Here is a 25,838-nt window from a genome sequence, read left to right on the forward strand (position 1 = left end):
ATGTTTGGAAGATTAACTCTAGACTCAATTCCCTACCACGAACCCATTATTTTGGTCACCTTAACCATGATCGCTTTGGTGGGGGCTTTAGTGGTGTACGCGGTCACTAAAGCCGGTAAGTGGCAATACCTCTGGAATGAATGGTTTACGTCTGTAGACCACAAAAAACTGGGCTTCATGTACATTGCGGTTGCGATGGTGATGTTAGTTCGTGGTTTTGCTGATGCGGTCATGATGCGCAGTCAGCAGTTGCTTTCTGCAGCTGGTGAGACGGGCTATTTACCGCCACATCACTACGACCAGATCTTCACGGCTCACGGCGTGATCATGATTTTCTTCGTCGCGATGCCATTGGTTATTGGTTTGATGAACATCATCGTACCGCTGCAAATTGGTGCTCGTGATGTTGCATTCCCTTACCTGAATAACTTGAGCTTTTGGCTGTTTGTGGTGGGTATTATCCTAACCAACATGTCACTTGGCCTGGGTGAGTTTGGCCGTACGGGTTGGTTGGCGTATCCGCCGCTGTCTGGCATTGAGGCAAGCCCGGGAGTCGGGGTCGATTATTGGATATGGGCACTGCAAATATCCGGTGTGGGTACCACGTTAACGGGTGTGAACTTCTTCGCGACTATTTTGCGCATGCGCACTCCATCTATGCCAATGATGAAGATGCCAGTGTTCACTTGGGCATCTCTGTGTGCCAACATCCTGATCATCATCTCTTTCCCAATCCTAACGGTCACCATCGCGTTACTGACTTTGGATAGATACATCGGTACGCACTTCTTCACCAATGACCTTGGTGGCAACGTGATGATGTATGTGAACTTGATTTGGGCATGGGGACACCCTGAGGTGTACATCCTAATTTTGCCTATCTTCGGTGTGTTCTCTGAAGTAACTGCAACCTTCTCTCGTAAAAAACTGTTTGGTTATACCTCGCTGGTATGGGCGACGGTGGCTATCACTATTTTAGCGTTTGTGGTTTGGCTGCATCACTTCTTCACCATGGGGTCTGGCGCCAATGTGAATGCCTTCTTCGGCATCGCGACCATGATTATCTCTATCCCAACCGGGGTTAAGATCTTCAACTGGCTATTCACCATGTACAAAGGTCGTATCCGCTTTACCACACCAATGATGTGGACGGTCGGTTTCCTAATCACCTTTACTGTAGGTGGTATGACGGGCGTATTGATGGCGGTTCCGGGTGCGGATTTCATTCTGCATAACTCGGTATTCCTGATTGCTCACTTCCACAACGTGATCATCGGCGGCGTTGTCTTCGGTTGTTTTGCAGCGATTGGTTACTGGTTCCCGAAAGCGACCGGCTTCACTCTGAACGAGCTTTGGGGCAAACGCGCATTCTATTGCTGGATCATCGGTTTCTTGATGGCGTTCTTGCCGCTTTACGCTCTGGGCTTTATGGGCATGACGCGTCGTTTGAGCCAAGACATTAACCCTGAGTTTTTCCCTCTACTGGCGGTTGCGGCTGCAGGTACGGGCGTGATTGCGATGGGTGTGGTGTGTCAGTTTGTTCAGATTTACGTGAGTGTTCGTGACCGCGACCAAAACCGAGATCTAACCGGTGACCCGTGGGGCGGACGTACCTTTGAATGGGCAACGTCTTCACCACCGCCGTTCTATAACTTTGCAAAACTGCCTAAGGGCGATGAGATCGATTCGTTCTGGTATCAAAAGCAAAGTGGCGAGTTTGATCCAACTCAGGAAGAAGAATACGAACGTATTCACATGCCGAAGAACACACCGACAGGCATTTATGTGTCTGCATGGGCGTTGGCATTTGGCTTCGCAATGATCTGGTACATCTGGTGGCTCGCGGCTGCAAGTTTAGTAGGCATCGTGGTGACGTGTATTCAACACAGCTACAACGACGATGTAGATTACTACGTGGAAGTTGAAGAGATCAAAGCGATTGAAGCGGCTCGACGTGCACAGCTTGAAGAAGCGAAGAAACAGTCAGTGAAAGGCGACCATTCTGGTCGTGGTAACAGCGCTGACAGTGATGTTGATAGTGGTAATAACGACAATAAAGATGATTTGGAGACGACGTATGCAAGCTAATACTCCGTCACACACTTATGATCTTGCACACTCGCATGATCATCACCACGAAGCTGCGGGCAACAAGTTGTTTGGCTTCTGGGTTTACTTGATGAGTGACTGTGTCCTGTTTGCCACGCTTTTCGCGACGTATGCCGTGCTTGAGAGTGGATCAATTGCAGGGCCGACAGGTAAAGACATCTTTGAACTGCCGTTCGTGTTTGTCGAAACAATGATGCTGCTGTTCAGTAGTATCACCTTTGGCTTTGGCATGATTGCGATGAAGCGTAAAGATGTTTTAGGACTGAAGCGATGGATCAAAGTGACTTTCGTATTGGGCTTAGCCTTTATCTGTATGGAAGTGTATGAGTTCCACCATTTGATTGCAGAAGGCTATGGTCCTCAAGAGAGTGCGTTCCTTTCAGCATTCTTTACCTTGGTTGGCACACACGGCTTGCACGTAACGTTCGGTCTGATCTGGATGGCGGTGGCGTATCACCAGCTTTCAACCAAAGGATTGAACGACAACATGTCGATGCGTTTCCAGTGTTTAAGCTTGTTTTGGCACTTCCTTGATATCGTTTGGATTTGTGTATTTACCATCGTGTACTTAATGGGGGTGATGTAATGGAACAGCATCTAGATAGCGGTGCAACGGATTATGTGAAAGGCTTTATTGCGTCACTGATTCTCACCATTATTCCGTTCTACATCGTGTGGGCACATGCGCTACCAAGCACGGAAACTTATGTGATCTTGTTCGGTTGTGCGCTGGTACAAATCTTTGTCCACTTTAAGTACTTCTTGCACATGGAAGCGAAATCTTCCGATGGACGTTGGAACTTGGTGTCATTGATGTTTACCGCCATTGTTGTATTGATTCTTATCGCTGGCTCGGTATGGATCATCTACAACATGAACGTCAACATGAAGTTGTAGGCTAGGGTATGCTGAAAAGATATCTGTCTATCACCAAACCGGGCATCATTTTCGGCAACCTGATTTCTGTTGCGGCGGGGTTCTTCCTCGCCGCAAAAACAGAACCAGCCAATGCGATGTTGTTAGTCACAACATTAGCGGGTGTGGGACTTGTGATTGCATCAGGTTGTGTGGTGAATAACATCTTTGATCGAGACATCGACCAAAAGATGAAGCGCACACAAAATCGAGAATTGGTTCAGGGCAACATCAATACAGACGTAGCGTTCGTTTATGCCTTGGTTTTACTGCTCTCAGGCACAGCGCTTCTGTTTCAGTTCGCTAATCCGATCTCTGCGGTCATGGTGTTGCTTGGCTATGTGTTTTACGTCTTTTTTTACACCATGTGGTACAAGCGTACATCGGTTTACGGCACTTTAGTCGGCAGTATTTCGGGCGCGGTTCCGCCATTGGTGGGTTACTTGGCGGTGACTAATTACATCAGCCTTGAAGCAGTATTGTTGTTTGTGATGTTCTGCTTATGGCAAATGCCACACTCGTACGCGATCGCGATGTTCCGCATACAAGATTATCGAGATGCAGGCATTCCCGTGTTACCGGTGAAAGAGGGCGTCGACAAAGCGCATCAACACATGAAAGCCTATGTGGTGGCGTTTGGCGCAGTCTCTTTAGCGCTGTTCTTACTCGGAGAAGCAGGTTATGAATACCTAGCGGTGTCGGCAGCAGTCTGTTTTATGTGGACCAAAGTGACATTCCGCAAAGTCGATTGCCTCAACTACATCCAGTGGTCAAAGACGGTCTTTAAGGTGTCACTGCTGGTGGTGATGAGCATCAGTGGCGTGCTGGGATTGGAGTTGATTCCGTTACCTACGCTTTTTTGATTTAAGTTTGTCGTTGAACCCTCAATGTTCGGAAGTCCGAGGGTTTGACGACCTTTTATCTGTCCCGCTTTAAGCTATTACCCTTCAAAAATATCACCAAGCCAATCTTCAAGCTGTTCTCGTTTATCTTGTGGGCCGTTGATGATCACTAAGCCGTTTAGTATCGCGTGATCCCAAGAGATGGTGCTCGTTGCTAGCGCATCGAACACATCGAGTTCCGTAATCAGTAATAGATCTTCCTCGGTAGGCAAAGTGTCTCTGCCTGACACATCGACGCCCTTCTCAAGTTTCACTTGGCTGTAATGACCTTTAATTGCTTCGAATAAGTTGAACTCAATTTTGTTTGGGTAAGGTTTCGCAAGCGCGGCTTTGATGGCAAAGACTCGAAAGTGATCCGGCTTATTGAGGTTGTTGAATTCATCGTCTTGTCTGGCTGTGATGATGCTGCCAAACACCTCGAGCGAACCGGGCTCTGTCACTAAACTAAACCCTGTCTCTTGGTGAAGACCGCAGGCAAACGTGAGTGAAGAGGTAAGCGAAAGAATCAGAGCAAATCGTTTTAACATAATGGTTATCGAGACCTATAACAGGGTTAAGAATCTGACGCCAGAAGCCGAACCTGACGATAAAGAAAGGGACCACAAAGGGTCCCTGTATTTGTTTGTCGTCCATGTGAAGCGGTCAGCGAGTCGATTGATAGCGAGTTAGCGAACGATGAGCATGATCTCTTCTGGAGTCATTGGCTTATCGAAGTAGCTCATGAATTGACCGAAGCCTTTGAGGTCGCCGTTCGAGAACTTGAATGCACCAGACTGTAGGTTGGTACCAATCACTTGTTGAGCGTTTGGACCTGCAATCAAGATCTGGTTCAATACTGCGCGAGTGGTGTCGATTTGAACGTCAGCGCCTTTCACTGCTTCTTCGTGTAACTGAGCAATACCGTTACGGATTTCGATAGTGAATGCTTCGTTCGTATCAGAGAAGTTGTACGTTAGCATCATGTTTACGTCTAACGAGTTTTCTGCGATAAGCGTTGAAGTCATCATGTCGAAGATCTGCTTGCTTGGTAGCGCGGTAAGAACGTCAACAGAAGCGAAGCTGATCATGTTAGAGAAGTCACGTTTGTTCTCTAGTTCAGCCGCCGCGTTAAGCGCCCAGTTACGCCAGTTGATGTTCACTTGGTCTGCAGCCCATGCTTTGTAAGCTTGTGCTTTCATCTCACGAGCTTCCATATCTTGCTTGTTTACCGTGATTGGGTAAGAAAGAATTTCTGCTGCAAATGTGTAGTTCTCAGCCTTAATTGCTGCTTGTGCAGTCGTAAGGATGTTGTCACGACCGCCCATGATCTCTACGAATGCTTTAGCGCGTTGCTCGTAAGCCATTGGCTCTAGCTGCCATGGATCCGCTTCGAAGAAACCGTTGTAACCTACGTAAATCTGACGCACGGCGTGTGCAACAGTACCGTAGTGTTCACCTAACCAAGGGTGTTCTGCAAGGTGCTTAGGAAGCTTAACTACTTCAACTAGCTCGTCTGGCGTCATACCTTTGTTCATGTAACGGATAGTTTGGTCATGCGTGTATTGAATCGCATCACGGTAAGCCGTTAGTACGTCAGCTACTGCTTCTTTACCTTCAACAGGACGACCGTGAGAGTTAATCATGATCTCAGTGTCGAACTTACGCATTACGTCGATGCCCTTGAACCACATTGATGGGTCACGGAATTTAGTACCACGGATAGTGTGAAGGTTAGGGAAGTTCTCACCTTGAAGTACTTCAGCCGCGTGCAGGATTTTCTGATCTGGGAAATAAACCACTAACTCATCTTTAGTTTCAGATGGCACGTTCTCGATGTGCATTTTCACGCCAGCAATTTCGATTTCGATGTGGCTTTGGCTTGGTACAAGCAGGTTTGGTTCGATGAACGAGATAGCACCTTGCATGAAGCGTGGACCAAGGCCGTCGTTTACTGTGCCGTGCTCACCTTCTTCTACGTGCTTCGCACCTGTGTAAGAAGTACGATGACCAAATAGAGTACCTAGGTTTGAAGACCAGTTAGCCACTGCTGCGGTTAGGCCTTCTTCAGCGATGATTTTTACTTCACCTGATGCCACTTCTTCGTCAGTCACCCATGCACGTACACCAGAGATGTGGTCGATGTGGTTGTGAGAATAGATGATTGCTTTAACCGGCTTGTCGGTGATTGTGCGGAACTGTTCTTTAACCGATTGAGCCATTTCTACCGACTCGCCTGGATCAACAATGATGATGCCGTCCGTACCTTCAATCATGACGGGTGTATCTAGACCGAAACCGTAACCAAGGTATACGTTGTCATCTACTTTGATGATTGCTTGGTCCATTTTACGACCATGCTTGGTGAGGATTGGATGAACGTTATCAGACTCTTCTGTGTAAGCCAGTGAGTCGCCCGTTTTCGAAACAACTTGGATACGTTCGCCTTTGCCCCAGAATAGGTTTGATTTGTGTTCGAATAGAACCTCGCTCTTGTAGCGAGCATCAAGATCAATGTTTTGGTATTGCGCAGCATTTGCCGTCTGAAGTTCTTGGCCGACTTTCGATGTCGCTTCTACAGTTGGCGTTGCAGAAGCAAAACCAGAAGCAAGTAGAGTGCTCGCGATAGCAACAGGAAGCGCCATTTTTTTGAATGTATTAGTCATGGTCGTGACCTTATATTTGGATACAGGAATTGGATTTCTTGAGCCAAATGATAGAGGTGGGGGAGGTCGCTATCTACGCGCTAATAAGATTTCAATATATCGTTTTTTCGATGATTTATTTACTAAATAATTGTATTGGCGATTAATTTTGATCTGAATCAATTCACAAATGAGCTTGTGACAGATATAAAAATGCCCCGAAATTCGGGGCATTTGTTTTACAATTAGTCGCTAGTTCATGAGGGGCTGCTATACGAGTGAATAACAGTCACATCATTGAATATTTAATTGCTTACCAAGAGCTAATCGTTTACTAAGAGCTTAAGTATTACCAAGCACCTAGGTATGACTTGTAAGATTGTAGGCGGACCGTTGCTGCGCCGATTACATCGATGAAGCCCCAGAACGGATGCGGCTTCTCAGCCGAGATCCAAGCCGCGCCAGTTGAACCAATAGGGATGTTGTAACCTTCTGGTTCGATGATCTCAAGTACGATAGTACGACCTAAACCATTGCCGTTTCTTACTACGTGTTGACCGACACTTTGTGGCCCCTGAAGTGGAGAAATGCTCGACTCACCAGTACCGGCATTAAAGCTGTGTACTTTTGCTCGGAACACGTGACCTGGGTATGCATCAACGAAGAACTCAGCGAAGTCTCCAACTTGAACATAGTTGTAAGTTTGGTCTGAAATACGCATCTCAAGGAATTTTTTGCTGGTGTTGTAGAGGTGCATGTTACCCATAACAGAACCTTCAGCAATGTTCACTATCGAAACCTGACCGTCAAACTCAGCTCTAATGGTCTTTTTCTCTTGCGCCCAATTTACTTTTTGTAGATCGGCTTTTAACGACACAAGTTCAGCATGCAGCACTCGAAGATCAGAGTCGTACTTTTCTACGTCACGCATATTGAAGATTTCAGGTGACGTTTCAGCACGCTCTAAGTCGCGATTCATTTGCTTGATCTCTTCTTCTTTCTGAACAATTGAAGATTCGATCTTTGCTTTGTCTGCGGCTGAGTCGATGTCGACGAGTGTATAAATTACGTCGCCTTCTTTAACCATTTGGTTGTGCTCAACAAGCACTTGGTCGATCTGCTGGCCAAAGATTGGTGACATTACCGCGTGTGGTGCTTTCACTGTGGTTGAGTTGGTTAAATCAACGGGTGCCCACAAGCGAGAGATTACTGCTAATACCGCAAGAATCGTTACGCCGCCAATGGCAGCCCATGTGTAGTTCTTGAAGTTCTTCTTAAGTGCGCCTGTCGCAAACAGTGACCATACAATTAGGATGTATGGAATCATCATCTCTTTCATTATGCGACCTCTTTTTCTGTAGCGGATGGTGTTGTTGGAGTCTTTTCTTCTGAAGCCTGTTCTTTTGAAGATTGCACTACTGTAGACGGCTCTGTTACCGATTGTTCTGGTGATACTTGGACTGTGGCAGTCTTTGTATTGGTCGTATCTTGTTTAGGCTGAACACCACGGCGAATCACATCACTCAGTGATTGACCAATATGTTTCCAGTTCGCCAATGCGATAACCAAAGCGATAACCCAGAATGTTTTGCTGATGAAGAGTCCGCAAAGTGACAGTGCAAACACGATCTGAACGTGAGCGCTTTTGTGCTCTTTTGCTTTATGTACACCCAGTTCATGCAACTGCCACATGCCGTAAACACCGGCTAAAACCACAGCAATGGTCACTGAGAACAAGTAACCAGAGAAGGACTCCATCTGGAAGAAGTTCATCATCATTTCATTGGGATGATTGTTGAATTGAGACATGTCGATGTCTTTAGAATGGATAGTGCCTAATGGTGCAAGAGCCCATGCTCCAGCAAACATCACTGCCATAAACAGGCAGAATTTAATCAAGACCATCACAACGGCCCAGATTTTCTGGAAAACGATTTTAATAAAGTTCATATCTCAACCTACATCAATAAGAAGAGAGAATTTGCAGCCTAGAAGTCTAACTTTTAACGACATCTTAAAAAGTAGATGTCTATTATGTGGGTAGATTGGTGCGCATAATAAACAAAAGTAATAGATGGTATTTAAAGTGATACTACTCAATCCAGACAACCGATTCTCGGTATCAAGAAGCGAATATGCTTCCTTACAAACCAATTCTTATTGTTAGCCTGAAACGCAGGTTGAATGACGATGCACTGTCGAACGAAATATTAGGCTCGTTCTTTTCGCTATTGTCTTCTTTACGTGTAATACCTCGTCTGTCGAGGGGATCTTCCATGGCAATTGACATAGTGTTGTAAAACATTTGTCAGCATTCTGTTTGGGCTAAGAATTGATTTGTTAGCAGGATAATAGGAAGAGTTTTGAGCAGTATCTACCCAGAATTACGATTTGATAATATCGTAATTACGATGAGTCACTATTACTCTAAATCGGTAGATTGAATTATTTGCTAGCGCTCAAATTCGGCTTTAAAACATCGTTAGTTAATTTGGTTTGGATCAATGAAATGACTAATAAAAGCATCAATAAGCAATTTGGCGGAATTCATATTTTTACACGCTTCTTACAATAAAGGGAGTAATAGAAGCGAATGATGGATGACATATAACTGATAATAGGTTTTTTGAGCACTGGGAAAATACGTTTCTGCTTACGGTTGAGTGCTGGATTCGAATTATTGTAGCTTTAATTCCTCAAATGTATATCTCAATGTCGCTGAACACTGTGTCATGATAAACGAGACAATATCGTATTGTTTATGTTCTATTGAATATGTAATCTAACCCAATCAAATGCGATGTTGAATGGGGATGAAACATTGCAGTTGAAGACCAGATAGAGAAAGACCTAGCGGATAGCTAGGCCTTGATGTAGTGCACGAGTGAAGCCATGAATCAAGCTCTGTGCGTAACTCATAGATAATCGATGGAAAGGTCGAGACGGCTGCTTTACAGGAAGCGATAGTTCGCTTGCATACCAAAGAAGTGTGCGCTGTTGTCATAAGTGCCTACAACGCGGCCATTCGCATAATTCAGTTCAGGCTCGTCAAGATCGATGTAATCGTAGTAAGCGCGTAGTTCCCAGTTCTTATTGAGCGCATAGGTAGCACCTGCGCCAATACGTTTGGTTTCGCCTACAGGAAGATCCATATATTGATGAGTTGCGTCATCTTGAGGAGATGTTTCGTAGCTGATGCCTGTTTCTAGTCGTAATGTTGGGGTGATTTGGTAATGAGTACCTATGGCTAGGTTCCACACATCGTCAAAGTTACGGTCGACAACTTTTACTGAGTTATCATTGATGTCTAGCGTGAGGTCTGTCCATGTTGATAGGTCATACCAAGTCACACTCCACAGCATGTCCCATTGGTCATTGACGGCGTGCACGCCGCTAATTTGGATGTGTTGAGGCATGATAAAGTCGAGCCCAACATCGCGTTTGGTGTCGCTAGCCGAATGTTGAAGATCACCCTCACCGTAATGAGCAAGTTCAGAGCGGTACATAAAGCCAAAACGGTGTTCTTCGTTCGGTTGGTAAAAGGCACTAAGAGAGTATCCAACCGTGAAATCATCCGCGTCTGCTTCGAATAAGTGCTCAGACCCAATGTCGCCAGTGCCGATAAAAGGATTCAACTCGCCGTTCGCAGTGAGGTATTCCGCATTGACAGAGGCACCCAGCGAAAACCGCTCATTCACTTTGTAAGATATCGAAGGCATCAGTTGAACAGTCATGAATTCAACATTCTTTAATAAACGCTGCCCAGAAAAGTTATCACCATAATCGATTCCCGAACCACCTTGAGAAGCCAAAGCAAAACCAGCGTGAAATTTGTCGTTGATAGGGGCAACAAAGTAGAAGCTTCCTACCGGAGCCCAACCGCCAGCATCAATGTTACTGTCAAAACGCTCTGTTGGGTTTGTGTCTGAATAGTTGATGTCTGTGTAGAGGCCGGCCAGATTGACGGTGAGTTCAGGGTTCTCTAGCTGAGACATAGCGGCAGGGTTAGTCCATGCGGTTAACGCACTTTCAGTTAACGCTGCCGATCCTGCGCCTGCGGTACTGGCGTTGAGAGAACCAAGTTCAGGAAGAAGGTGAGCCGCAGCCTGTGCTGGGTTTGAAAGCATTGCGTTACTCGTCATCATCGCAATAGTGATGGCAAGGTAGTGTTTTTTCATGGGGAAGCCTATTAAGAAACTAATTACGCGGGATGTTAGTGTCTCAATTTGGGACTTTAAACGAGGGATTCTTATTTCATTCTATCGTTTTTACGATAGCATGGTGCTCATGGTCGCCTAACGAGTAATGATATATGAGCAACGACATCCCCAACTTCAATCTACTTGCCGTGTTTTCTGCGGTGATGGAGCAGGGCAGTTTAAGTAAAGCTGCGGATCAACTCAGTACCAATCAATCGACCATCAGTACCGCATTAGCCCGCCTAAAAAAAGAGATTGGCCAAGAGCTTTTTGTTCGCAAAGGAAGAGGTGTTGCGCCTACATCTTATGCGCAAAGCTTGTATGAACAAATTAAAGCGCCGATCAATGAACTCAATGGCGTGTTTCAGTCGATGGCTAATTTTGATGAGCAATCCTCTGAGCGTAAGTTTGTTATTTCTGCACCTGAGCACTTACAGTGGGTACTGCTCAATAGTTTCGCCGAGCTTCCTAATCAAAACTTGTCGCTGGAAGTCTTTGATCAACCAGACAGTGATGAGCGCATTTATGAAGATCTTTTGACTCAAGAGTTCGATGCGATGATCGATATTGTGGTGCCTGAACACCCAAGTATCGTCAGTGAAACACTTTATGAAGGCGAGTTTGTGATCGTGTGTCGAGCTGATCATCCGCGAATCCAAGGTGAAATCAGCGAAGCTCAGTTCCTAAGTGAAAAGCATGCCGTATTAGACAGAACACGACGTAAAGTTCGCAGTTTGAATCACTACACTTCTTTGGATCTGTCCCAGCGTAAAATCGTGTTCCATGGACGCTCGCTGTTCAGTAATATCTTGCTGTGTAGCCAATCCGATTACATCACTGTGGTGCCTTTATCTATGGCCGTGCAGTTCCAAGAAAAGTTAAGTTTGCAGCTGTTCAAGCCACCCTTTGAATATCAGCCGATGTCTCACTATCTGATTTGGTTGAAGAAGCAGAACAGCGACCCCGCTCATAAATGGTTCAGAGAACAAGTCATCAGTACATCAGATTCAATGTCGAAGGCGCTTAAAGATAGGCGGTTGCGATTTTAATTGAGAGTCTAAATCTAAGGGGAGTATTGGCTTCCCTTTTTTGTGTCGCTTAGTTGGTACTAGACAATATGTTAATAACAAAAAATTATTAAAATGAGAATATTTAATAATTTCACTGATTTGTGTGTGTTCAGTAATATACCTAGCAACAGAGAAGTAGGTGGCCTCAAGGTCAACCTAAACGAACACTACTTAGCTTCTGAACGAGGCTGAGATTAAAGTATCAAGGGCGAAATATGAAATTCCTACACACAATGATCCGAGTTACTGATTTAGACAAGTCTATCGAGTTCTACACCAAGGTATTGGGAATGAAGGAACTTGAACGCCATGAAAACAAAGACTACCGCTACACATTGGTTTTTGTTGGCTACGAGCAAGGCGGCACGACTATCGAGCTAACGTACAACTGGGATACTAACGAGTACGAGATGGGCAGCGCGTTTGGTCATCTGGCATTGGGTGTAGAAGATATTTACGCAGCATGTGACAAGATCAAATCGCTAGGTGGCAACGTCACTCGCGAAGCGGGTCCAGTGAAAGGCGGTTCAACTCATATCGCTTTTATTACTGACCCAGACGGCTACCAAATCGAACTGATTCAACTAGGTTAATCGAGGATATAACAATGACAAACGCACTATTTCAACCAATTCAACTTGGTAATATCGAGCTTAAAAACCGTATTGTTATGCCACCGATGACGCGTTCTCGCGCAACTCAACCTGGTAATTCAGCAAACGACATGATGGCGGCTTACTACGCTCAACGCGCTTCTGCAGGTTTGATTATTGCGGAAGGCACACAAATTTCACCTATGGGGCAAGGCTATGCTTGGACTCCAGGTATCTATTCTGACGAGCAGATTTCTGGTTGGAAAAAAGTGACTGATGCCGTACATGAAAAAGAGGGCGTTATCTTCGCTCAACTTTGGCATGTAGGTCGTGTAACACACCCAGATAACATCGGCGGTGAACAGCCAATCTCGTCTTCTGCACTTAAAGCAGAAAACGTAAAAGTATTCATCGATAACGGTACTGATGAACCGGGCTTTGTTGATGTGGTTGAACCTCGTGAGATGACGAAACAAGACATCAAAGCAGTGATTGAACAGTATCGCCAAGCGGCTTTGAATGCGGTTGAAGCAGGCTTTGATGGTATCGAACTTCACGCAGCGAATGGTTACTTAATCAACCAATTCATCGATTCTGAAGCAAACAACCGCACTGACGAATACGGTGGTTCAATTGAAAACCGTTTACGTTTCCTAGGTGAAGTGGTTGAAGCTATGGTTGAAGCGATTGGTGCTGACCGTGTTGGTGTACGCCTTGCTCCGTTCACATCGTTGAATGGTACGGTTGACGCTACACCAGTAGAGACTTACACAGCAGCGGCAGCACTACTTAACCTTTACAAAATTGTTTACCTGCACATTGCAGAAGTTGATTGGGACGATGCACCTGAAACGCCAAAAGCGTTCAAAGCGGCAGTTCGTGAAGCTTATGATGGTGTCCTTATTTATGCGGGTAAATATGATAGCGAGCGTGGCGAAAAGGCCGTTGCTGAAGGCGTAACTGACATGGTTGGCTTTGGTCGTCCATTCGTAGCGAACCCAGATTTACCAGCTCGTATTCAAAATGGTTACCCACTTGCGGCGCACGATCCAAACACATTGTTCGGTGGTGCTGAAAAAGGTTTAACAGATTACCCAGAATACGCAGGCTAAAAACAGCTGCCTGAAGCAGAGTATTGAGATAGTATCTTGATCCTGTTGAATGTTTATAAAAAGCAACCTTGCAGAGTCGGGTTGCTTTTTTTGTTATTGGACTAAGTAAAATGATGAACGTGAAAGCGATGCGCGGAGAGCTTTACCTTCTATTTGCCACCCTGCTAGCTGGGGTGGGATGGATTGCATCTAAGCTGGTGGTATTAGAAATGCCTGGGCCAGTGTTCATTGGTGTGCGATTCCTCGTCGCGAGTCTTATTCTTCTGCCATTTTGTATTCATCATATTCGTAAGCTTTCGCTTAAGCAGATTCTATCTCTTTGCGGTGTGGGTTTGTTGTTGTCTGCCTCATTGCAGGTATGGGTGTTTGCAGTTTCGGTGACTGAAAGCTTGTCGGAAGGGGCATTCATCATGAGCTTAGCCATGATCATTGCACCGTTTGTGTCTTGGATTTTGTTTCGAGTTAAGCCTAATCGCGCGTTTTGGATGTCTTTCCCGATCGCGATTATCGGCATGCTTCTGCTGACTCTGGGCAACGGCTGGCATGTTGAGCAGAGTCAGGTTTACTTCTTACTAGCATCGATGTTGTTGTCTGTTCACTTTGTGATGAACAAGCGTGTGATTACCAATATCAAGCCTATCGCATCAATCTGTGTGCAACTGTTTGTGGTGGGTTTGAGTGGTTTAGCCTTTGCTTCTATGACTGCTCAGCCGGAGTTCGAAATCACCAAAACCTTAGTCTTCTGGTTTATTGTGTCTGCGGTGATCGCAACGTCTATTCGTTACTTGCTGCAAACGGTCGGTCAGCACTCCGTGAACATGGAAGTGGCGGCATTGATCATGATTCTTGAGCCTGTGTGGACGCTGCTGTTAAGTGTGAGTGTGCTTGGTGAAAGTGTTGAGATGCAGAAGCTGCTCGGTGGGGCGGTGATCATTGCTTCACTGTTTTGCTATATCAAATGGTCGAGACGAAAATAAAACACTCGGCGTAAGGCCGAGTGTGGGTTGTCTTTTAATGCACGCTTAGAAAGCAATAATTTCTAAGTACTAAGCTTGGTAAGCAGTGAACGCGGTAAGATCAGATTGCCGCGACCATTTTTTTAAGTAACATGATCATTTGTTGTTGCTCTTCAGCGTCTAACTCGCTCATCAACGCTTTGTTAACACGAACTGGCACTGGAATGAGTTCTTCTTCAAGTGCTTTACCTTTTTCTGTTAGGTAGATTCGGAAAGAACGACGACTGTTTGGATCGGCTCTGCGTTCCACCAGTTCAAGTTTTTCCAACTTATCTAATGTGCGTGTCGTTGTTGAATTCTCGACTTTGGACTTTGCCGCGATATCACGCTGTGTAAGCCCTTCTTCTTCCCAAAGGCACATCATGGTTGGCCATAATGCTATGGTGAGCCCGTGTTTTTTTAATTCCGTGTCGAAATCTTTGGTCGCTTTATTGGCGACCACATTGACCAGCCAACCAAAGCTATTTGGTCTATCAAACTCTTCCGGCATCTTTCGCTACCTAATTTTACTGTGATATTACAACTATTGTCATCGTAACTAATACCGATGCAATTAGCACCAACAACGCTTTCCTATTTGATGAAAAAGCCAATTGACTGCTATTTCTGAAATAATCCGTTGACGCTGAATGGTTTTGTTTGCCTGTGATCATGGCAAGAACCAGCGGTTTTGAACGCAGTTTGTAGATGATAATAGCCACCAAGTGCAGTACGACAAAGACCACTAACATGCGAGCGGCAATGCCATGCACCGCACATAACACATCGAATGCGGCATCAGTAATCACGAGTTCCGAGCCTGGAATCGCATCAAAGAAACCAGCAATAACAAGCCCTGTCATACATTGGATAAACAGAGTCGTGATCATTCCTATCACCATCCAGGCACCCAACGGATTATGTCCCGGTTTTGGGCGAGCTTTTCCACGTAAGTAATTCCAAGCCGATTTCGGGGAGCTAATGAATTGAGAAAAGCGACTGGTATCACTGCCGACGATTCCCCAAACCAAGCGCCATAAAATTAAACTGAACAGTGCGAGGCCCAAGTAAACATGGGGGTCTTGTCCGTTAAATCCTGATGCTGCAAGGCCAATAAAGAGTGCGGCTTGAAGCCAGTGATAAAGTCGAGTTGGTAGATCCCAGATTTTCATAATGCTTTTCCTGTTTGCGAATTTGCTTGGTGGAAATAATTTACACAACAATAGTTGCGCGTGCAACTATTGTTGTGTAAATTAAATGCATCTCATCGATTACGGCTGAACTATCACGCCGTAATTCACTAAGAAACCAATCAGTAATTAACGAAGAAATCACTGAATCAATTAAGCACTCAATCAATTAATCACGAGGAATGACACTATGAAAAAATTCACTATCGCTTTAATCGTCGCACTACCAACGATTGCTCTACCTATGATCTCTGCAGCCGCAGCGGATGTTGTAAATAATCGTCAACAGGCTTTTAGCTCTATTGAAAAGGTCAGTAAACAAGTCGATTCAGAATTGAATAACAGTGACGTGGATTGGCTGAAGGTGGGCGAGTTAAGTGAAATGTTGGTGGAGCATGGTGATGTCTTGAACGCGAGTTTTGCTGAAGGTGATACTGGAGGTAAGGCAAAAAAGGAGATTTGGAGCAAGCCTGAGAAATTTAACCAACTGATGTTACAGATGAACCAAGGCTTTGCAGAGCTGTATCAGGCGAGTGTTGAACAAGACTTGTCGAGTGCAGAGCAAGGGTTAAATTCTGCGAATAAGACGTGCAAAGGGTGTCACCGTACTTATCGTTCTCGTTGGTAATTTTGACATGCTTTTAGAAACAAAAGCCTGTGCGGATCGCGACAGGCTTGATGTGATAGTTGTTGGTGAGATCTAAATATTTTCGCCCAAGCTAAAATACGCCAACACTTCATCTTCGCTGTTGTAGGTGAAGTCCATGCGAACATTGATACGCTCTTGACGCATTAGGCGATAACGCAGACCCAATCCAACCATTGATAGAAGGTCACCATCATCAAAGCTATGGTATGGGTCTTTCGGGTTGAGCCTCTCACCAAATACTTTGCCGACACCGGTTAACCCGACCACAGACACGTTGTTTAGGAAATTGATCGATGAGCCAGAAATTGAGTAGCGATATTCCATTTCTAGATTGGTCATATGCGAGGCTATATGATCCCCGGCAACAAAGCCTCGTTGAACGTTTCGCCCTTGTCGCCCGTAAGTGCTGTACGCACTGCTTGGGGCATTTTCAGCATCTAATAGGTAGCGAGTCACCCATCGGCTGGCAATAATGTGGTTATCGTTATGGGTCAAACTGTAGAAAAAACGGTAGTCTGAAAACAGTGAAGAGTAGGTCGCATCTTCATCATTGCCTAACCAAGTCCCGTGGTTCTCATACGTGAGTTCGAACAAAAAGCCATGGTACGGATAATAGTAATGCTCTCGCTCATCCCACAAGAATGAAAGTTTAGCACCAGTATCGGCTTCATATTCTTCGCTAAACCCTGTTAATTTCAACAACAGTTTGTCACGGGGTGTGTCAGCTAAATAGCGAGCCGTAGAAAAGTCTAACCCCATACCTAGATAGATATTGTCATACACTTTGAAGTAGAAATCGCCATCGAACGCGTACTCTTGATGGTTGGTATCAACAAGGTCGACCAAGGTTATGTTGGTGCTAGAGAACCCCATTTCGCCACTAAATCTTATTGAGTCATCTTTCAGCAACAGCTCCGCATTACCTTTAATGTAATAGCTGTCGTTCTGTGTGTAAGTCAGTGTCGCTGATAATGTGGAAGCGTTCTTAGTTTCGCCATCAGCGTAGAAGTTATAGATGGGCACCACAGAGATCCCGGTATCTACACTCGGGTCATAAAAGGGGATCGCGATAACACGAAATTGGTTATCAAGTTCTGGTTCTTTTGATTCTCGTGTATCAACTTCGAATGCGGAACTAGAGAAACTGGCAACAGAAGAGAAGAGGGCTGTTGTCAAAAAAGAGTGTCGAGTCATGTAGAGAGTTACGTCCAATGTAAGGTTGACCGCAGAGCAATGGGAGCTTGCGGATCAGGAGCATAACACGTCATTTATACTGATTAATAGTAAGGGAATGGTTAACCCTGTAAATATACCGTACAGAAATGAGTACAGTTGATAACATCGACAATAAAAAAATGGTGAGAAAAATTCTCACCATTTCGTTGCGTTTTCGTCGTGAATTACTCGTTGATGGTGACTTTAGTAATCACAATATCTTCGCAAGGCACATCTTCGTGTCCCCAACGAATGGTTGTTGGAGCTACAGCGATTTTGTTTACGACATCCATACCCGCTGAAACCTTACCGAATACCGCGTAACCCCAGCCAGCATTGGTTGTTGAGGTGTGATCGAGGAAGTCGTTGTCATCAAGGTTGATGAAGAACTGCGCCGTTGCAGAATGTGGTGCATCAGTACGAGCCATTGCCACAGAACCAATCACATTCTTCAAGCCACGGTTTGCTTCGTTGACGATCGGTGCACGAGTTGGTTTTTCTGTCATGTCGATAGTGTGACCACCACCTTGAATCATGAAACCTTCAATAACCCGGTGAAATGTCGTGCCTTCGTAGAAACCGTCTTGGCAGTATTTAAGGAAGTTTTTCGACGTTACTGGCGCTTTTTCAAGGTTCAGTTCAATCTCGATATCGCCAAAGTTGGTGGTGAAAGTAATCATAGGGCTACCTAAAGTTGAAGTTTTACTGAGTCGTAATGACGAAAGTGGGTTGCAGTATAGGGAAAATAACAGCGGATACCAGTGATGGTTTTATTGTGGTTGAATTCTCGTCAACCACCAAAATCACGCCTGATATTGTTTAAGGAACATCTCGACACTTGAAGTAATGATCACTTGTTTGTGCGCAGCATCCGGTGACGGCACATGACCAATGATTTGCGGCCAAAACGCAAAAGACTTAAGCAGACCAATGAACTGCGTGGAGGCGAATTGTGGGTCAAGATCGATTAAACGACCGTCTGCCAATGCAGCTTTAATCCAGGTTGTAAGTCCACTTTCTGCTTGGGAATATTTTTCCATCGCTTGATGCGCCAGTTCGGCGTTATGGAAATACTCTGAGAACAACACGCGTGACAGGTCGATGAAGCCTTCAGACTCAAGTAACTCAAGTTCTTGATTGGCTATCGACGAAAGCTGTTGTTCAAGTGGCAGTTCTGCTTGATAAGGGAAATGCGTCGCGGCCAGAGTTTTGCTCCAAATGCTGTCTAGAATCTCATCTAAAAGCAGTTCTTTGCTAGCAAAGTGATTGTATACGGTGCGCTTTGATACTTCTGCGCGACTCGATATTTTATCCATGCTGGTGGCCTTGTAGCCATGCTCAGTAAACTCTGCGATAGCAGCGGCAACGATCGATTCACGTTTTCTTTGGCTCAGCGTTTTTTTTACAGTCATCGGGATACTACTTAATATGTCGCGGTTAGCATTCATACGCTAATTTTACACCAGTAAGTTTACTTTTAGAACACCAATCCGCGTATTGGTAATTCGGTCGATAGCCACTGAATCGCTTTGCAATGCACTGTGGGTATCATAGAATCGAAAGTGTATTCGAATTTTATTGATATCAACGGAAGAGAATAAACAATCAATGAGTAGTATTTTAGAGTGTATTCGTACAGTTGGACGAGGAGAAAGAGGGCGTAAGCCTTTATCGTTCGAACAAGCCTACCGCATCATGGATGAGTATTTAAGCGGAGAGGTCGGTGACGACCAAATGGCTATGCTACTGATGCTGATTCGTGTGCAGAATGAAACTAATGAAGAGATCGCTGGCTTTGTAAAAGCGTTTCAATCTCGAGTGCCAGATTTAGGCGCTGATATTGATTGGCCGTGTTATGCAGGTAAGCGTAACGATAACGCCAGTGGCAAGCCTTGGAACTTGTTGGCAGCAAAAATCTTAGCTGACAATGGCTATAAAGTGCTAATGCATGGCTATATGGATAAGCCGAGCGGTAGGACGCACGTTGAAAGCCATTTGCAAGATGTCGGTGTACAAAGTGCTGAGAACCCTGAACATGCTAAGTCGATTCTTGAACAAGACGGTATTGCTTATTTACCGCTAGCTAATTTTGCGCCCGAAGCACAAACCATGATTGGTTGGAAACACCGATACGGTTTGAGAACACCAATTAACACGGTAGTTCGAGCATTGAATCCTGGTGGTGGCCGTTTAGGTCTGCGTGGCAGTTTCCATCCTGGCTTCCCACAACTTCATGCGGAAGTTGAGCATGTTATCGGAAATAAATCCCACTCGGTGATTTCATTCAAAGGGATGAACGGTGAGTCGGAATATAATCCTAAAGTTAGCCAAACGGTATGGATGAGCTCTCCTGACAAAGTCGAATCGTTCTACTGGGAAGAGATGATGAACCTAGAGTTGCCACTTCCTAGTCAATGTGTACTTGGCACTTCGGCTGAAGAGATGGCGCTAATGGCGAATACCGTTGTCGACAGCATGACAGCCATTCTCTTTGCAGAAACGCACGATAAAACTGAGGCATACCAGAAAGCGGTGCGTTTGTGGCATGGGTATTGTGCGCGTTAGATGGTGGTTTGTAACTAAATCAGAGAAGGTCAGCGAGCGCTGGCCTTTTTTATGCTTAATTTCTAGTAATGGCTTTTCGTGCGTGCCCAAACAATAGAGCTACTTCACTCGCATCAAGCGATGCATTTTGTCTTCGAACTGAATCTCAATCACCTGTGAGATTTTCATCTTATCAACACGATCAAGCATTCTCGCTTGGTAATCACGTTTCTTCATCCACTCTAGCGGTTCTTTAAATCCATCTTCATTAATCACAAACGACTGATCGGTAATAGAGTCTTCAAAGATATGAACCACCCAAATGCGTGATTGGAAATCCAATAACTCACTAAAGTAGCTTTTTAACTTAGATAACGAATTCGTTAGATACGTTTTAGGTGAGGTTTGAGAAGACATAGTAAACCGTATTTGGATAATGAAAATCGGCAAGGGCGCCGTCTGATCATTATAGCCTTTACCCGTTAGGCTTGTCAGGTCGAATTCGGCAGCCATTCACGGCTATTGCGCTTGCTAATGCTATTATGGCTGCCAGTTAGAGATTAACCAAATCAGTGTCGGATTCACTATTTAACGAATAGGCCGAAGTCGATCTCTTGTTCTCTTTGATATTTCACCAGCTTCACTTTTAGGTCGTGTTTTGCTGCTAAATCAATGGCTAAGCATGACATGCGTTTTATCTCATCAACGCAGCTTGATATAAGCGGTTTTTCTTGATTATCAATAGTGGCGATGAGTGTGTTTTCTGTGCCGTCGTTATCTGCATAAACATACGCGTACATGTTGTTGTCGTGTTGCATAAACTTCCTAAATCGGGATTTCTAATTATTAGTGCGGTGAAGATTACAGGGTTTATTTACGCAGGCTAGCTCGGCTAAGTAAGGTTAAGCAAGGGAAAGTAAGGCTTTGTAAGGGCTCTTTTTTTCTTTTTTCCGGTGTTCGAAAACGTGCTCAACCCTTTGTTTGTCTCACTTTTTTGTCTTGTTAGGTTTTGCCTATCAATAAAATTGTTGAAATCCATTTAGTAAAATCAAGATTTTAGACAACAATTAACTTAACAAGATAGAAAAATATATGACGCAAAGTATTTAGGGAGAACGCAATGCATTCTATTAAAGTGAAAGATTACATGACGCAGCAGGTTGTGACATTTACTCCTGATATGCCGTTAAGTCTAGCGTTAGACAAAGTGATGCGTAGCCACCATATGGGTGGGCCCGTAATCGATGATAACGAACAAGTGATTGGCTTCCTTTCAGAGCAGGATTTACTCGAGAAACTTGTGAAGGTCAGTTACTTCTGCCAAGACACACACCTTGTGGGTGACTGTATGTACCAAGAAGTGCTGTCGGTGTCACCTGACTTATCCATTATTGAATTGGCGGACATGATGCAGGTTGGAAAACCTAAAGCATACCCTGTGATCGATAATCGAAAACTGGTGGGTATTATCACCAGAACTGATGTTTTGAGAGCAATTGGCAAGAACTTGGAAGAATGCTTCAAACATCAGGTATAGTAGCGTGTTAAGAACGATTATTTTTCTCAATACCCTCAATTGAAAAAAGGCGCACTAGCGCCTTTTTTCTGTATAGCGCTTTTCTTGGTCGATCCTTTCTTTTTGGATCCCTAGCCTGTTGAACAGTTGAACAGTTGAACAGTTGAACAGTTGAACAGCTGATTAGGCTTTAGCTCTTGGGTATTCCAACTTTTGGAGGTTTCATGTCAAATCAAACGGCAAAGTTTGTTGAAGGTTCAACGATGCGCCACATATTGGTGATGTCGGGGGCTGGCTCTGTCGGTTTGATGGCGTTATTTGTGGTCGATTTACTCGACATGCTGTTTATCAGTATGCTCGGACAGGTCGAATTGGCTGCTGCGGTAGGCTTTGCAGGTACGCTGACTTTCTTTTCTACCTCCGTTTCTATCGGTACTTCCATTGCCATGGGCGCATTAGTGTCCAAAGCCATCGGCTCAAAGAATCAAGAGCACGCTCGAAACCTAAGCACCAGTATCATGCTGACTGCGTTTGTTATCAGTTCAACTATAACTGCAATCATGTTCGCTTATATTCCAGAGCTGCTAGCCGCGATAGGCGCCAAAGGTATTGCAGCCGAGCGTGCTCAAGCTTACCTACAGATTTTGCTACCAAGTGGTCCATTTTTGGCGTTAGCGATGGCGGCGGGTGCGGGCTTAAGAGCGGCAGGTGATGCTAAGCGTTCGATGTGGGCAACTTTGTCGGGCGGCATTGTTAACGCGATTCTCGATCCTCTGTTTATTTTTGGTTTTGGTTGGAACATCGAAGGGGCGGCTATCGCTTCGGTTGTCGCTCGTTTCTCGGTGCTATTCTTTTCGCTTTATCCTCTTATTCGCAGCCATCAGCTGGTGGCTCCGCCTTCTTTTGTGCAATGGCGTCTTAATATTCGACCAATATTGGCGATTGCGCTGCCTGCGATTATCACCAATACCGCAACGCCTATCGGTAATGCGATTGTGACAACGGGTATCGCACAATATGGTGAGGACTTTGTCGCGGGCTTTGCCGTGATAGGTCGTCTGACGCCAGTTTGTTTTGCGGTTATCTTTGCTCTGTCTGGCGCTGTGGGGCCAATCATTGGTCAGAATTTTGGTGCAGAACGTATGGACAGAGTAAAAGAAACACTCAACAACTCATTATTGGTTACTACGGCATACACCATTGCCGTTTGTATCTTATTGTACTTCGTTCAAGGTTATGTAATTCAAGGCTTTAGTCTACAAGGTGATGCGGCAATCATTGTGGCAGCTTTCTGTACCTATGTGGCGTTAACCTTCACCTTTAACGGCGCACTATTTGTTGCCAACACCTCTTTTAATAACCTAGGCAAACCGCTTTACTCGACAGCATTGAATTTGGGTAAAGCCACGTTAGGTACTCTGCCGTTCGTTTATCTAGGTTCGGAGTGGTATGGCGCTTTGGGTGTTCTCTATGGTCAAGCTTTGGGTAATGTTCTGTTCGGGATTTTAGGTATTTTGGTTCTTCGACATCATATCGCTGAACTGATGCAAGGCTCTCAAGTCGACCCAGTGGAAGATGATGTGTCGATTGTCAGCTTGAACACTCAGCCGTTTTGTTCACACGATGCGGTGCTTATTGATGATGTATCGGCGAACCGTGAGGAGTGTGCGGAGCTTAAATCTCAGTAAGTCATCGGCGCGGGCATAATATTTTTGTTTTCTTGAAAACTTCTTCTTGACCTTGGAGTAGCCTCCAAGGTTTATACTTTTGATGAACTTAAGGTTCTGTTGCTCGTAAGTTAGCAACAACCTCAAGGCTTTTGAGTATTAAGGAGATACATTATGTGCGCAAAACATGCAGCGTGCCGCTCAGCAAAAGTGGACGTTCAACCTCAAGCGGCAGGATCAAGTTGCTCTAGCCCTAAAATTTCAAGCATCACAGCAGCAGGTACTTCATCTGGTTGTTGTAGCTCTTCTGCTGCACCGTCATCGTCTGGAGACGATTGTTGTAGTTCGTCGGACAGTGGAGAAGAAGACAGTCAGTCCTCAACCTTATCTCTCGATGCCAAATTTTCGAAAAGTTGGCTGGTTGCCGGAATGGACTGCCCAGCTTGTGCAAGAAAAATAGAAAACGCGATCAGCAATATTGACGGTGTTATTCAAGCGAAGGTTCTCTTTGCTACCGAAAAGCTGGTTGTGAAATTCGATAATGAAAGCCTTGCCGACACCATTGAACAGGTCTCTATCAAAACGGGTTTCCCTCTTACGGAAGTCGGTTCAAAGAAAGAAAAACAACAACCTGAGACTTTTTGGCAAGCTCATATCCAACCTAATTTACAGATTATTGCGATTGCAGCAGCAATGCTGTTTGCTGCGCTTGTGAAAAGTACCTCTCCTCAATTAAGCGAAGGCTTGTTTACGGTAACTTGTCTGCTTGGTTTATATCCGGTGGCGAAGAAAGCGGTTCAGCTGGCGCGTTCAGGTACACCGTTTGCTATTGAAACCTTAATGAGTGTTGCCGCGCTGGGTGCTTTGTACCTTGGCGAAACTGCGGAAGCAGCGATGGTTCTATTGTTGTTCTTGATTGGTGAGCGCTTAGAAGCGTTTGCTTCATCAAGAGCAAGAAGTGGCGTTCAAGCGCTAATGGCATTGGTACCAGAAAACGCAACCAAGATCATCAACGGCGAGCGTGTAGAAGTAGCCGTCAGTGAACTGGTTCCTGGTGATGTGATTGAAGTGGCTGCGGGCTCTCGTTTACCTGCTGACGGTCAATTGATTACAGACGCGGCAAGCTTTGATGAAAGTGCGTTAACCGGTGAATCTGTTCCTGTTGAACACATCGAAGGCAATAGCATCATGGCTGGCGCTGTGGTGGTCGATAAAGTGGTTCGTATCACCATCACTTCAAAACAGGGTGAGAACGCGATCGATCGCATTCTTCATCTGATTGAAGAAGCAGAGTCTCGTAAAGCACCACTAGAGCGATTCCTCGATAAGTTCAGCCGTTGGTACACACCGTTAATGATGGTAGTGGCTCTGTTGGTCATCATCACGCCACCATTGTTGTTTGCGCAGCCATGGGAAACATGGGTATACCGTGGCCTAGCGCTGTTATTGATTGCTTGTCCGTGTGCCTTGGTTATCTCGACTCCTGCAGCGATTACCTCTGGCTTAGCAGCGGCGGCGAAACGTGGCGCGCTCATTAAAGGCGGCGCAGCGCTAGAGCAGCTTGGTAAAATCCAAACCATCGCCTTCGATAAGACAGGCACACTGACCGAAGGTAAGCCTCAGGTTACGGATATTCAACCTCTATCGGGTTGGCAACAAGACGCGATGCTGCGTGTGGTTGGGGCGATTGAAGTTGGCTCTACTCACCCTTTGGCGCAGTCACTTGTCGCTAAAGTAAAAGAGCTGAATATTGAGATTCCTGAATCACACAACAAGAAAGCGTTGATTGGTAGTGGTGTTGAAGGTGATGTTGATGGTGTTAAGTATCAGGTTTTGTCACCGTCTAAAGTGACGTTCGATCTTGGTCTCGATGTGGTTTCTCAGGTAGAAGCATTAGAAGGCGAGGGCAAGACGGTTGTGGTTGCTCTTGAGGTTAAAGATCAAGAAGAGTCAACAGAACAAGCTGCGACTGTGATTGGTTTGATTGCTTGGCAAGATACGTTACGTAGTGACGCTAAGCTTGCGATTGAACGACTTAATGACTTAGGTATTCAATCTATCATGCTGACCGGTGATAACCCGCGCAGTGCAGCAGCGATCAGTAGCAAGATTGGGATGCAGTACAAGGCAAGCCTATTGCCAAGCGACAAGGTATCTTACGTTGAGGAGTTATCTCAACAGTCGCACGTGGCGATGGTCGGTGATGGCATTAACGATGCACCAGCAATGAAAACGGCGAATGTCGGTATTGCAATGGGTGGTGGTACGGATGTCGCTTTGGAAACGGCGGATTCAGCGCTGACTCATAACCGTTTAACTGAGCTGCCAGCGATGATTGAACTGTCGCAAGCGACCATGAATAACATCCGTCAAAACGTAGCCCTTGCGCTTGGTTTGAAGGGCGTATTCTTGGTGACAAGCTTGTTAGGTATTACCGGTCTGTGGGTGGCAGTTTTAGCGGATAGTGGTGCAACTGCATTGGTGACATTGAACGCATTGCGTCTGCTTCGATTCAAATCTAAAGCGGACTAAATCTAGCTC

At 45.2% G+C, this 25,838-nt stretch carries 25 protein-coding genes; 13 read left to right on the forward strand and 12 right to left on the reverse strand.

The window, feature by feature from the left end; genetic code table 11:
• From cyoB to cyoE, 4 genes are read left to right on the forward strand one after another with little or no spacing between them, the layout of a single operon-like run.
• Complete coding sequence (gene cyoB / locus MSG34_RS11395) at positions 1-2,088, forward strand: cytochrome o ubiquinol oxidase subunit I (RefSeq protein WP_248337472.1); 2,088 nt, start codon at positions 1-3, stop codon at positions 2,086-2,088.
• Positions 2,078-2,695 (forward strand): cytochrome o ubiquinol oxidase subunit III, encoded by a 618-nt coding sequence (cyoC, locus tag MSG34_RS11400; protein WP_016786087.1) that lies wholly within the window; start codon positions 2,078-2,080, stop codon positions 2,693-2,695. The genes cyoB and cyoC overlap by 11 nt, the downstream gene beginning before the upstream one ends.
• Entirely contained in the window at positions 2,695-3,006 is a 312-nt protein-coding gene (cyoD, locus tag MSG34_RS11405) for a cytochrome o ubiquinol oxidase subunit IV (RefSeq protein ID WP_016786088.1), read from the forward strand. Before cyoC ends, cyoD begins: the two co-directional genes overlap by 1 nt.
• Before the next feature lie 8 nt (positions 3,007-3,014).
• Entirely contained in the window at positions 3,015-3,887 is an 873-nt protein-coding gene (cyoE, locus tag MSG34_RS11410; protein WP_248337473.1) for a heme o synthase, read from the forward strand.
• A 77-nt stretch (positions 3,888-3,964) separates the two neighbouring features.
• Here cyoE and MSG34_RS11415 read toward each other — a convergent pair whose 3' ends face one another.
• The 5 genes from MSG34_RS11415 to MSG34_RS11435 form a co-directional block, all read right to left on the reverse strand.
• The gene (locus tag MSG34_RS11415; RefSeq protein ID WP_248337474.1) at positions 3,965-4,453 is read right to left on the reverse strand and encodes a hypothetical protein; all 489 of its coding nucleotides are present in this window, start codon (positions 4,451-4,453) and stop codon (positions 3,965-3,967) included.
• A gap of 138 nt (positions 4,454-4,591) precedes the next feature.
• Positions 4,592-6,568 (reverse strand): alkyl sulfatase dimerization domain-containing protein, encoded by a 1,977-nt coding sequence (locus MSG34_RS11420; RefSeq protein ID WP_248337475.1) that lies wholly within the window; start codon positions 6,566-6,568, stop codon positions 4,592-4,594.
• Between the two features lie 328 nt (positions 6,569-6,896).
• Positions 6,897-7,886 (reverse strand): biotin/lipoyl-binding protein, encoded by a 990-nt coding sequence (locus MSG34_RS11425; protein ID WP_048614593.1) that lies wholly within the window; start codon positions 7,884-7,886, stop codon positions 6,897-6,899.
• Entirely contained in the window at positions 7,886-8,497 is a 612-nt protein-coding gene (locus MSG34_RS11430; RefSeq protein ID WP_248337476.1) for a magnesium transporter, read from the reverse strand. The genes MSG34_RS11425 and MSG34_RS11430 overlap by 1 nt, the downstream gene beginning before the upstream one ends.
• Positions 8,498-9,498: 1,001 nt before the next feature.
• Complete coding sequence (locus MSG34_RS11435) at positions 9,499-10,725, reverse strand: outer membrane protein transport protein (RefSeq protein WP_248337477.1); 1,227 nt, start codon at positions 10,723-10,725, stop codon at positions 9,499-9,501.
• A 134-nt stretch (positions 10,726-10,859) separates the two neighbouring features.
• Between MSG34_RS11435 and MSG34_RS11440 the strand changes: the two genes are divergently transcribed.
• The 4 genes from MSG34_RS11440 to MSG34_RS11455 all read left to right on the forward strand — a co-directional run bounded on the left by MSG34_RS11440 (position 10,860) and on the right by MSG34_RS11455 (position 14,498).
• Complete coding sequence (locus MSG34_RS11440; protein WP_048609348.1) at positions 10,860-11,795, forward strand: LysR family transcriptional regulator; 936 nt, start codon at positions 10,860-10,862, stop codon at positions 11,793-11,795.
• 236 nt (positions 11,796-12,031) lie between these two features.
• Positions 12,032-12,409: a lactoylglutathione lyase gene (gene gloA, locus MSG34_RS11445; protein WP_017084654.1), complete on the forward strand. Its 378-nt coding sequence runs from the start codon at positions 12,032-12,034 to the stop codon at positions 12,407-12,409.
• A gap of 14 nt (positions 12,410-12,423) precedes the next feature.
• Positions 12,424-13,521, forward strand: a complete 1,098-nt coding sequence (locus tag MSG34_RS11450) for an alkene reductase (protein ID WP_248337479.1) — start codon at positions 12,424-12,426, stop codon at positions 13,519-13,521.
• Between the two features lie 110 nt (positions 13,522-13,631).
• Complete coding sequence (locus MSG34_RS11455) at positions 13,632-14,498, forward strand: DMT family transporter (protein WP_248337481.1); 867 nt, start codon at positions 13,632-13,634, stop codon at positions 14,496-14,498.
• Positions 14,499-14,598: 100 nt separating this feature from the next.
• Here the strand turns inward: MSG34_RS11455 and MSG34_RS11460 are convergent, their stop codons facing one another.
• Both MSG34_RS11460 and MSG34_RS11465 read right to left on the reverse strand, forming a co-directional pair.
• Positions 14,599-15,027, reverse strand: coding sequence for a MarR family transcriptional regulator (locus tag MSG34_RS11460; RefSeq protein ID WP_248337483.1), 429 nt, complete (start codon positions 15,025-15,027; stop codon positions 14,599-14,601).
• Between the two features lie 16 nt (positions 15,028-15,043).
• Positions 15,044-15,688, reverse strand: coding sequence for a cytochrome b/b6 domain-containing protein (locus tag MSG34_RS11465; protein ID WP_248337485.1), 645 nt, complete (start codon positions 15,686-15,688; stop codon positions 15,044-15,046).
• Between the two features lie 208 nt (positions 15,689-15,896).
• Between MSG34_RS11465 and MSG34_RS11470 the strand changes: the two genes are divergently transcribed.
• Positions 15,897-16,334: a cytochrome c gene (locus MSG34_RS11470; protein ID WP_248337487.1), complete on the forward strand. Its 438-nt coding sequence runs from the start codon at positions 15,897-15,899 to the stop codon at positions 16,332-16,334.
• Between the two features lie 72 nt (positions 16,335-16,406).
• Here the strand turns inward: MSG34_RS11470 and MSG34_RS11475 are convergent, their stop codons facing one another.
• The 3 genes from MSG34_RS11475 to MSG34_RS11485 form a co-directional block, all read right to left on the reverse strand.
• Positions 16,407-17,549, reverse strand: a complete 1,143-nt coding sequence (locus tag MSG34_RS11475; protein ID WP_248337489.1) for a BamA/TamA family outer membrane protein — start codon at positions 17,547-17,549, stop codon at positions 16,407-16,409.
• 206 nt (positions 17,550-17,755) lie between these two features.
• Positions 17,756-18,250, reverse strand: a complete 495-nt coding sequence (locus MSG34_RS11480) for a peptidylprolyl isomerase (protein WP_048609354.1) — start codon at positions 18,248-18,250, stop codon at positions 17,756-17,758.
• Positions 18,251-18,373: 123 nt separating this feature from the next.
• Positions 18,374-18,982, reverse strand: a complete 609-nt coding sequence (locus tag MSG34_RS11485; RefSeq protein ID WP_248337491.1) for a TetR/AcrR family transcriptional regulator — start codon at positions 18,980-18,982, stop codon at positions 18,374-18,376.
• Between the two features lie 166 nt (positions 18,983-19,148).
• On the opposite strand from MSG34_RS11485, the gene MSG34_RS11490 reads away from it, so the two are divergent.
• On the forward strand, positions 19,149-20,135 hold the full coding sequence (locus tag MSG34_RS11490; protein ID WP_282449703.1) for a glycosyl transferase family protein: 987 nt from the start codon (positions 19,149-19,151) through the stop codon (positions 20,133-20,135).
• 99 nt (positions 20,136-20,234) lie between these two features.
• Here MSG34_RS11490 and MSG34_RS11495 read toward each other — a convergent pair whose 3' ends face one another.
• Both MSG34_RS11495 and MSG34_RS11500 read right to left on the reverse strand, forming a co-directional pair.
• The gene (locus MSG34_RS11495) at positions 20,235-20,531 is read right to left on the reverse strand and encodes a hypothetical protein (protein ID WP_050622140.1); all 297 of its coding nucleotides are present in this window, start codon (positions 20,529-20,531) and stop codon (positions 20,235-20,237) included.
• A 167-nt stretch (positions 20,532-20,698) separates the two neighbouring features.
• Positions 20,699-20,932 (reverse strand): hypothetical protein, encoded by a 234-nt coding sequence (locus MSG34_RS11500; RefSeq protein ID WP_107898753.1) that lies wholly within the window; start codon positions 20,930-20,932, stop codon positions 20,699-20,701.
• Positions 20,933-21,234: 302 nt separating this feature from the next.
• On the opposite strand from MSG34_RS11500, the gene MSG34_RS11505 reads away from it, so the two are divergent.
• The 3 genes from MSG34_RS11505 to MSG34_RS11515 all read left to right on the forward strand — a co-directional run bounded on the left by MSG34_RS11505 (position 21,235) and on the right by MSG34_RS11515 (position 25,829).
• Positions 21,235-21,651 (forward strand): CBS domain-containing protein, encoded by a 417-nt coding sequence (locus tag MSG34_RS11505; protein ID WP_017060213.1) that lies wholly within the window; start codon positions 21,235-21,237, stop codon positions 21,649-21,651.
• Positions 21,652-21,854: 203 nt separating this feature from the next.
• Positions 21,855-23,318 carry an MATE family efflux transporter gene (locus MSG34_RS11510; RefSeq protein ID WP_048614570.1) on the forward strand — a complete coding sequence of 488 codons (1,464 nt, stop codon included), beginning with the start codon at positions 21,855-21,857 and terminating at the stop codon, positions 23,316-23,318.
• Positions 23,319-23,471: 153 nt separating this feature from the next.
• Positions 23,472-25,829 (forward strand): zinc/cadmium/mercury/lead-transporting ATPase, encoded by a 2,358-nt coding sequence (locus MSG34_RS11515; protein WP_248337495.1) that lies wholly within the window; start codon positions 23,472-23,474, stop codon positions 25,827-25,829.
• The last annotated feature ends 9 nt before the right edge of the window (positions 25,830-25,838 follow it).

Origin of the sequence: Vibrio sp. 1CM2L (assembly GCF_023161695.1) — a bacterium.
Lineage (GTDB): Bacteria > Pseudomonadota > Gammaproteobacteria > Enterobacterales > Vibrionaceae > Vibrio > Vibrio coralliirubri.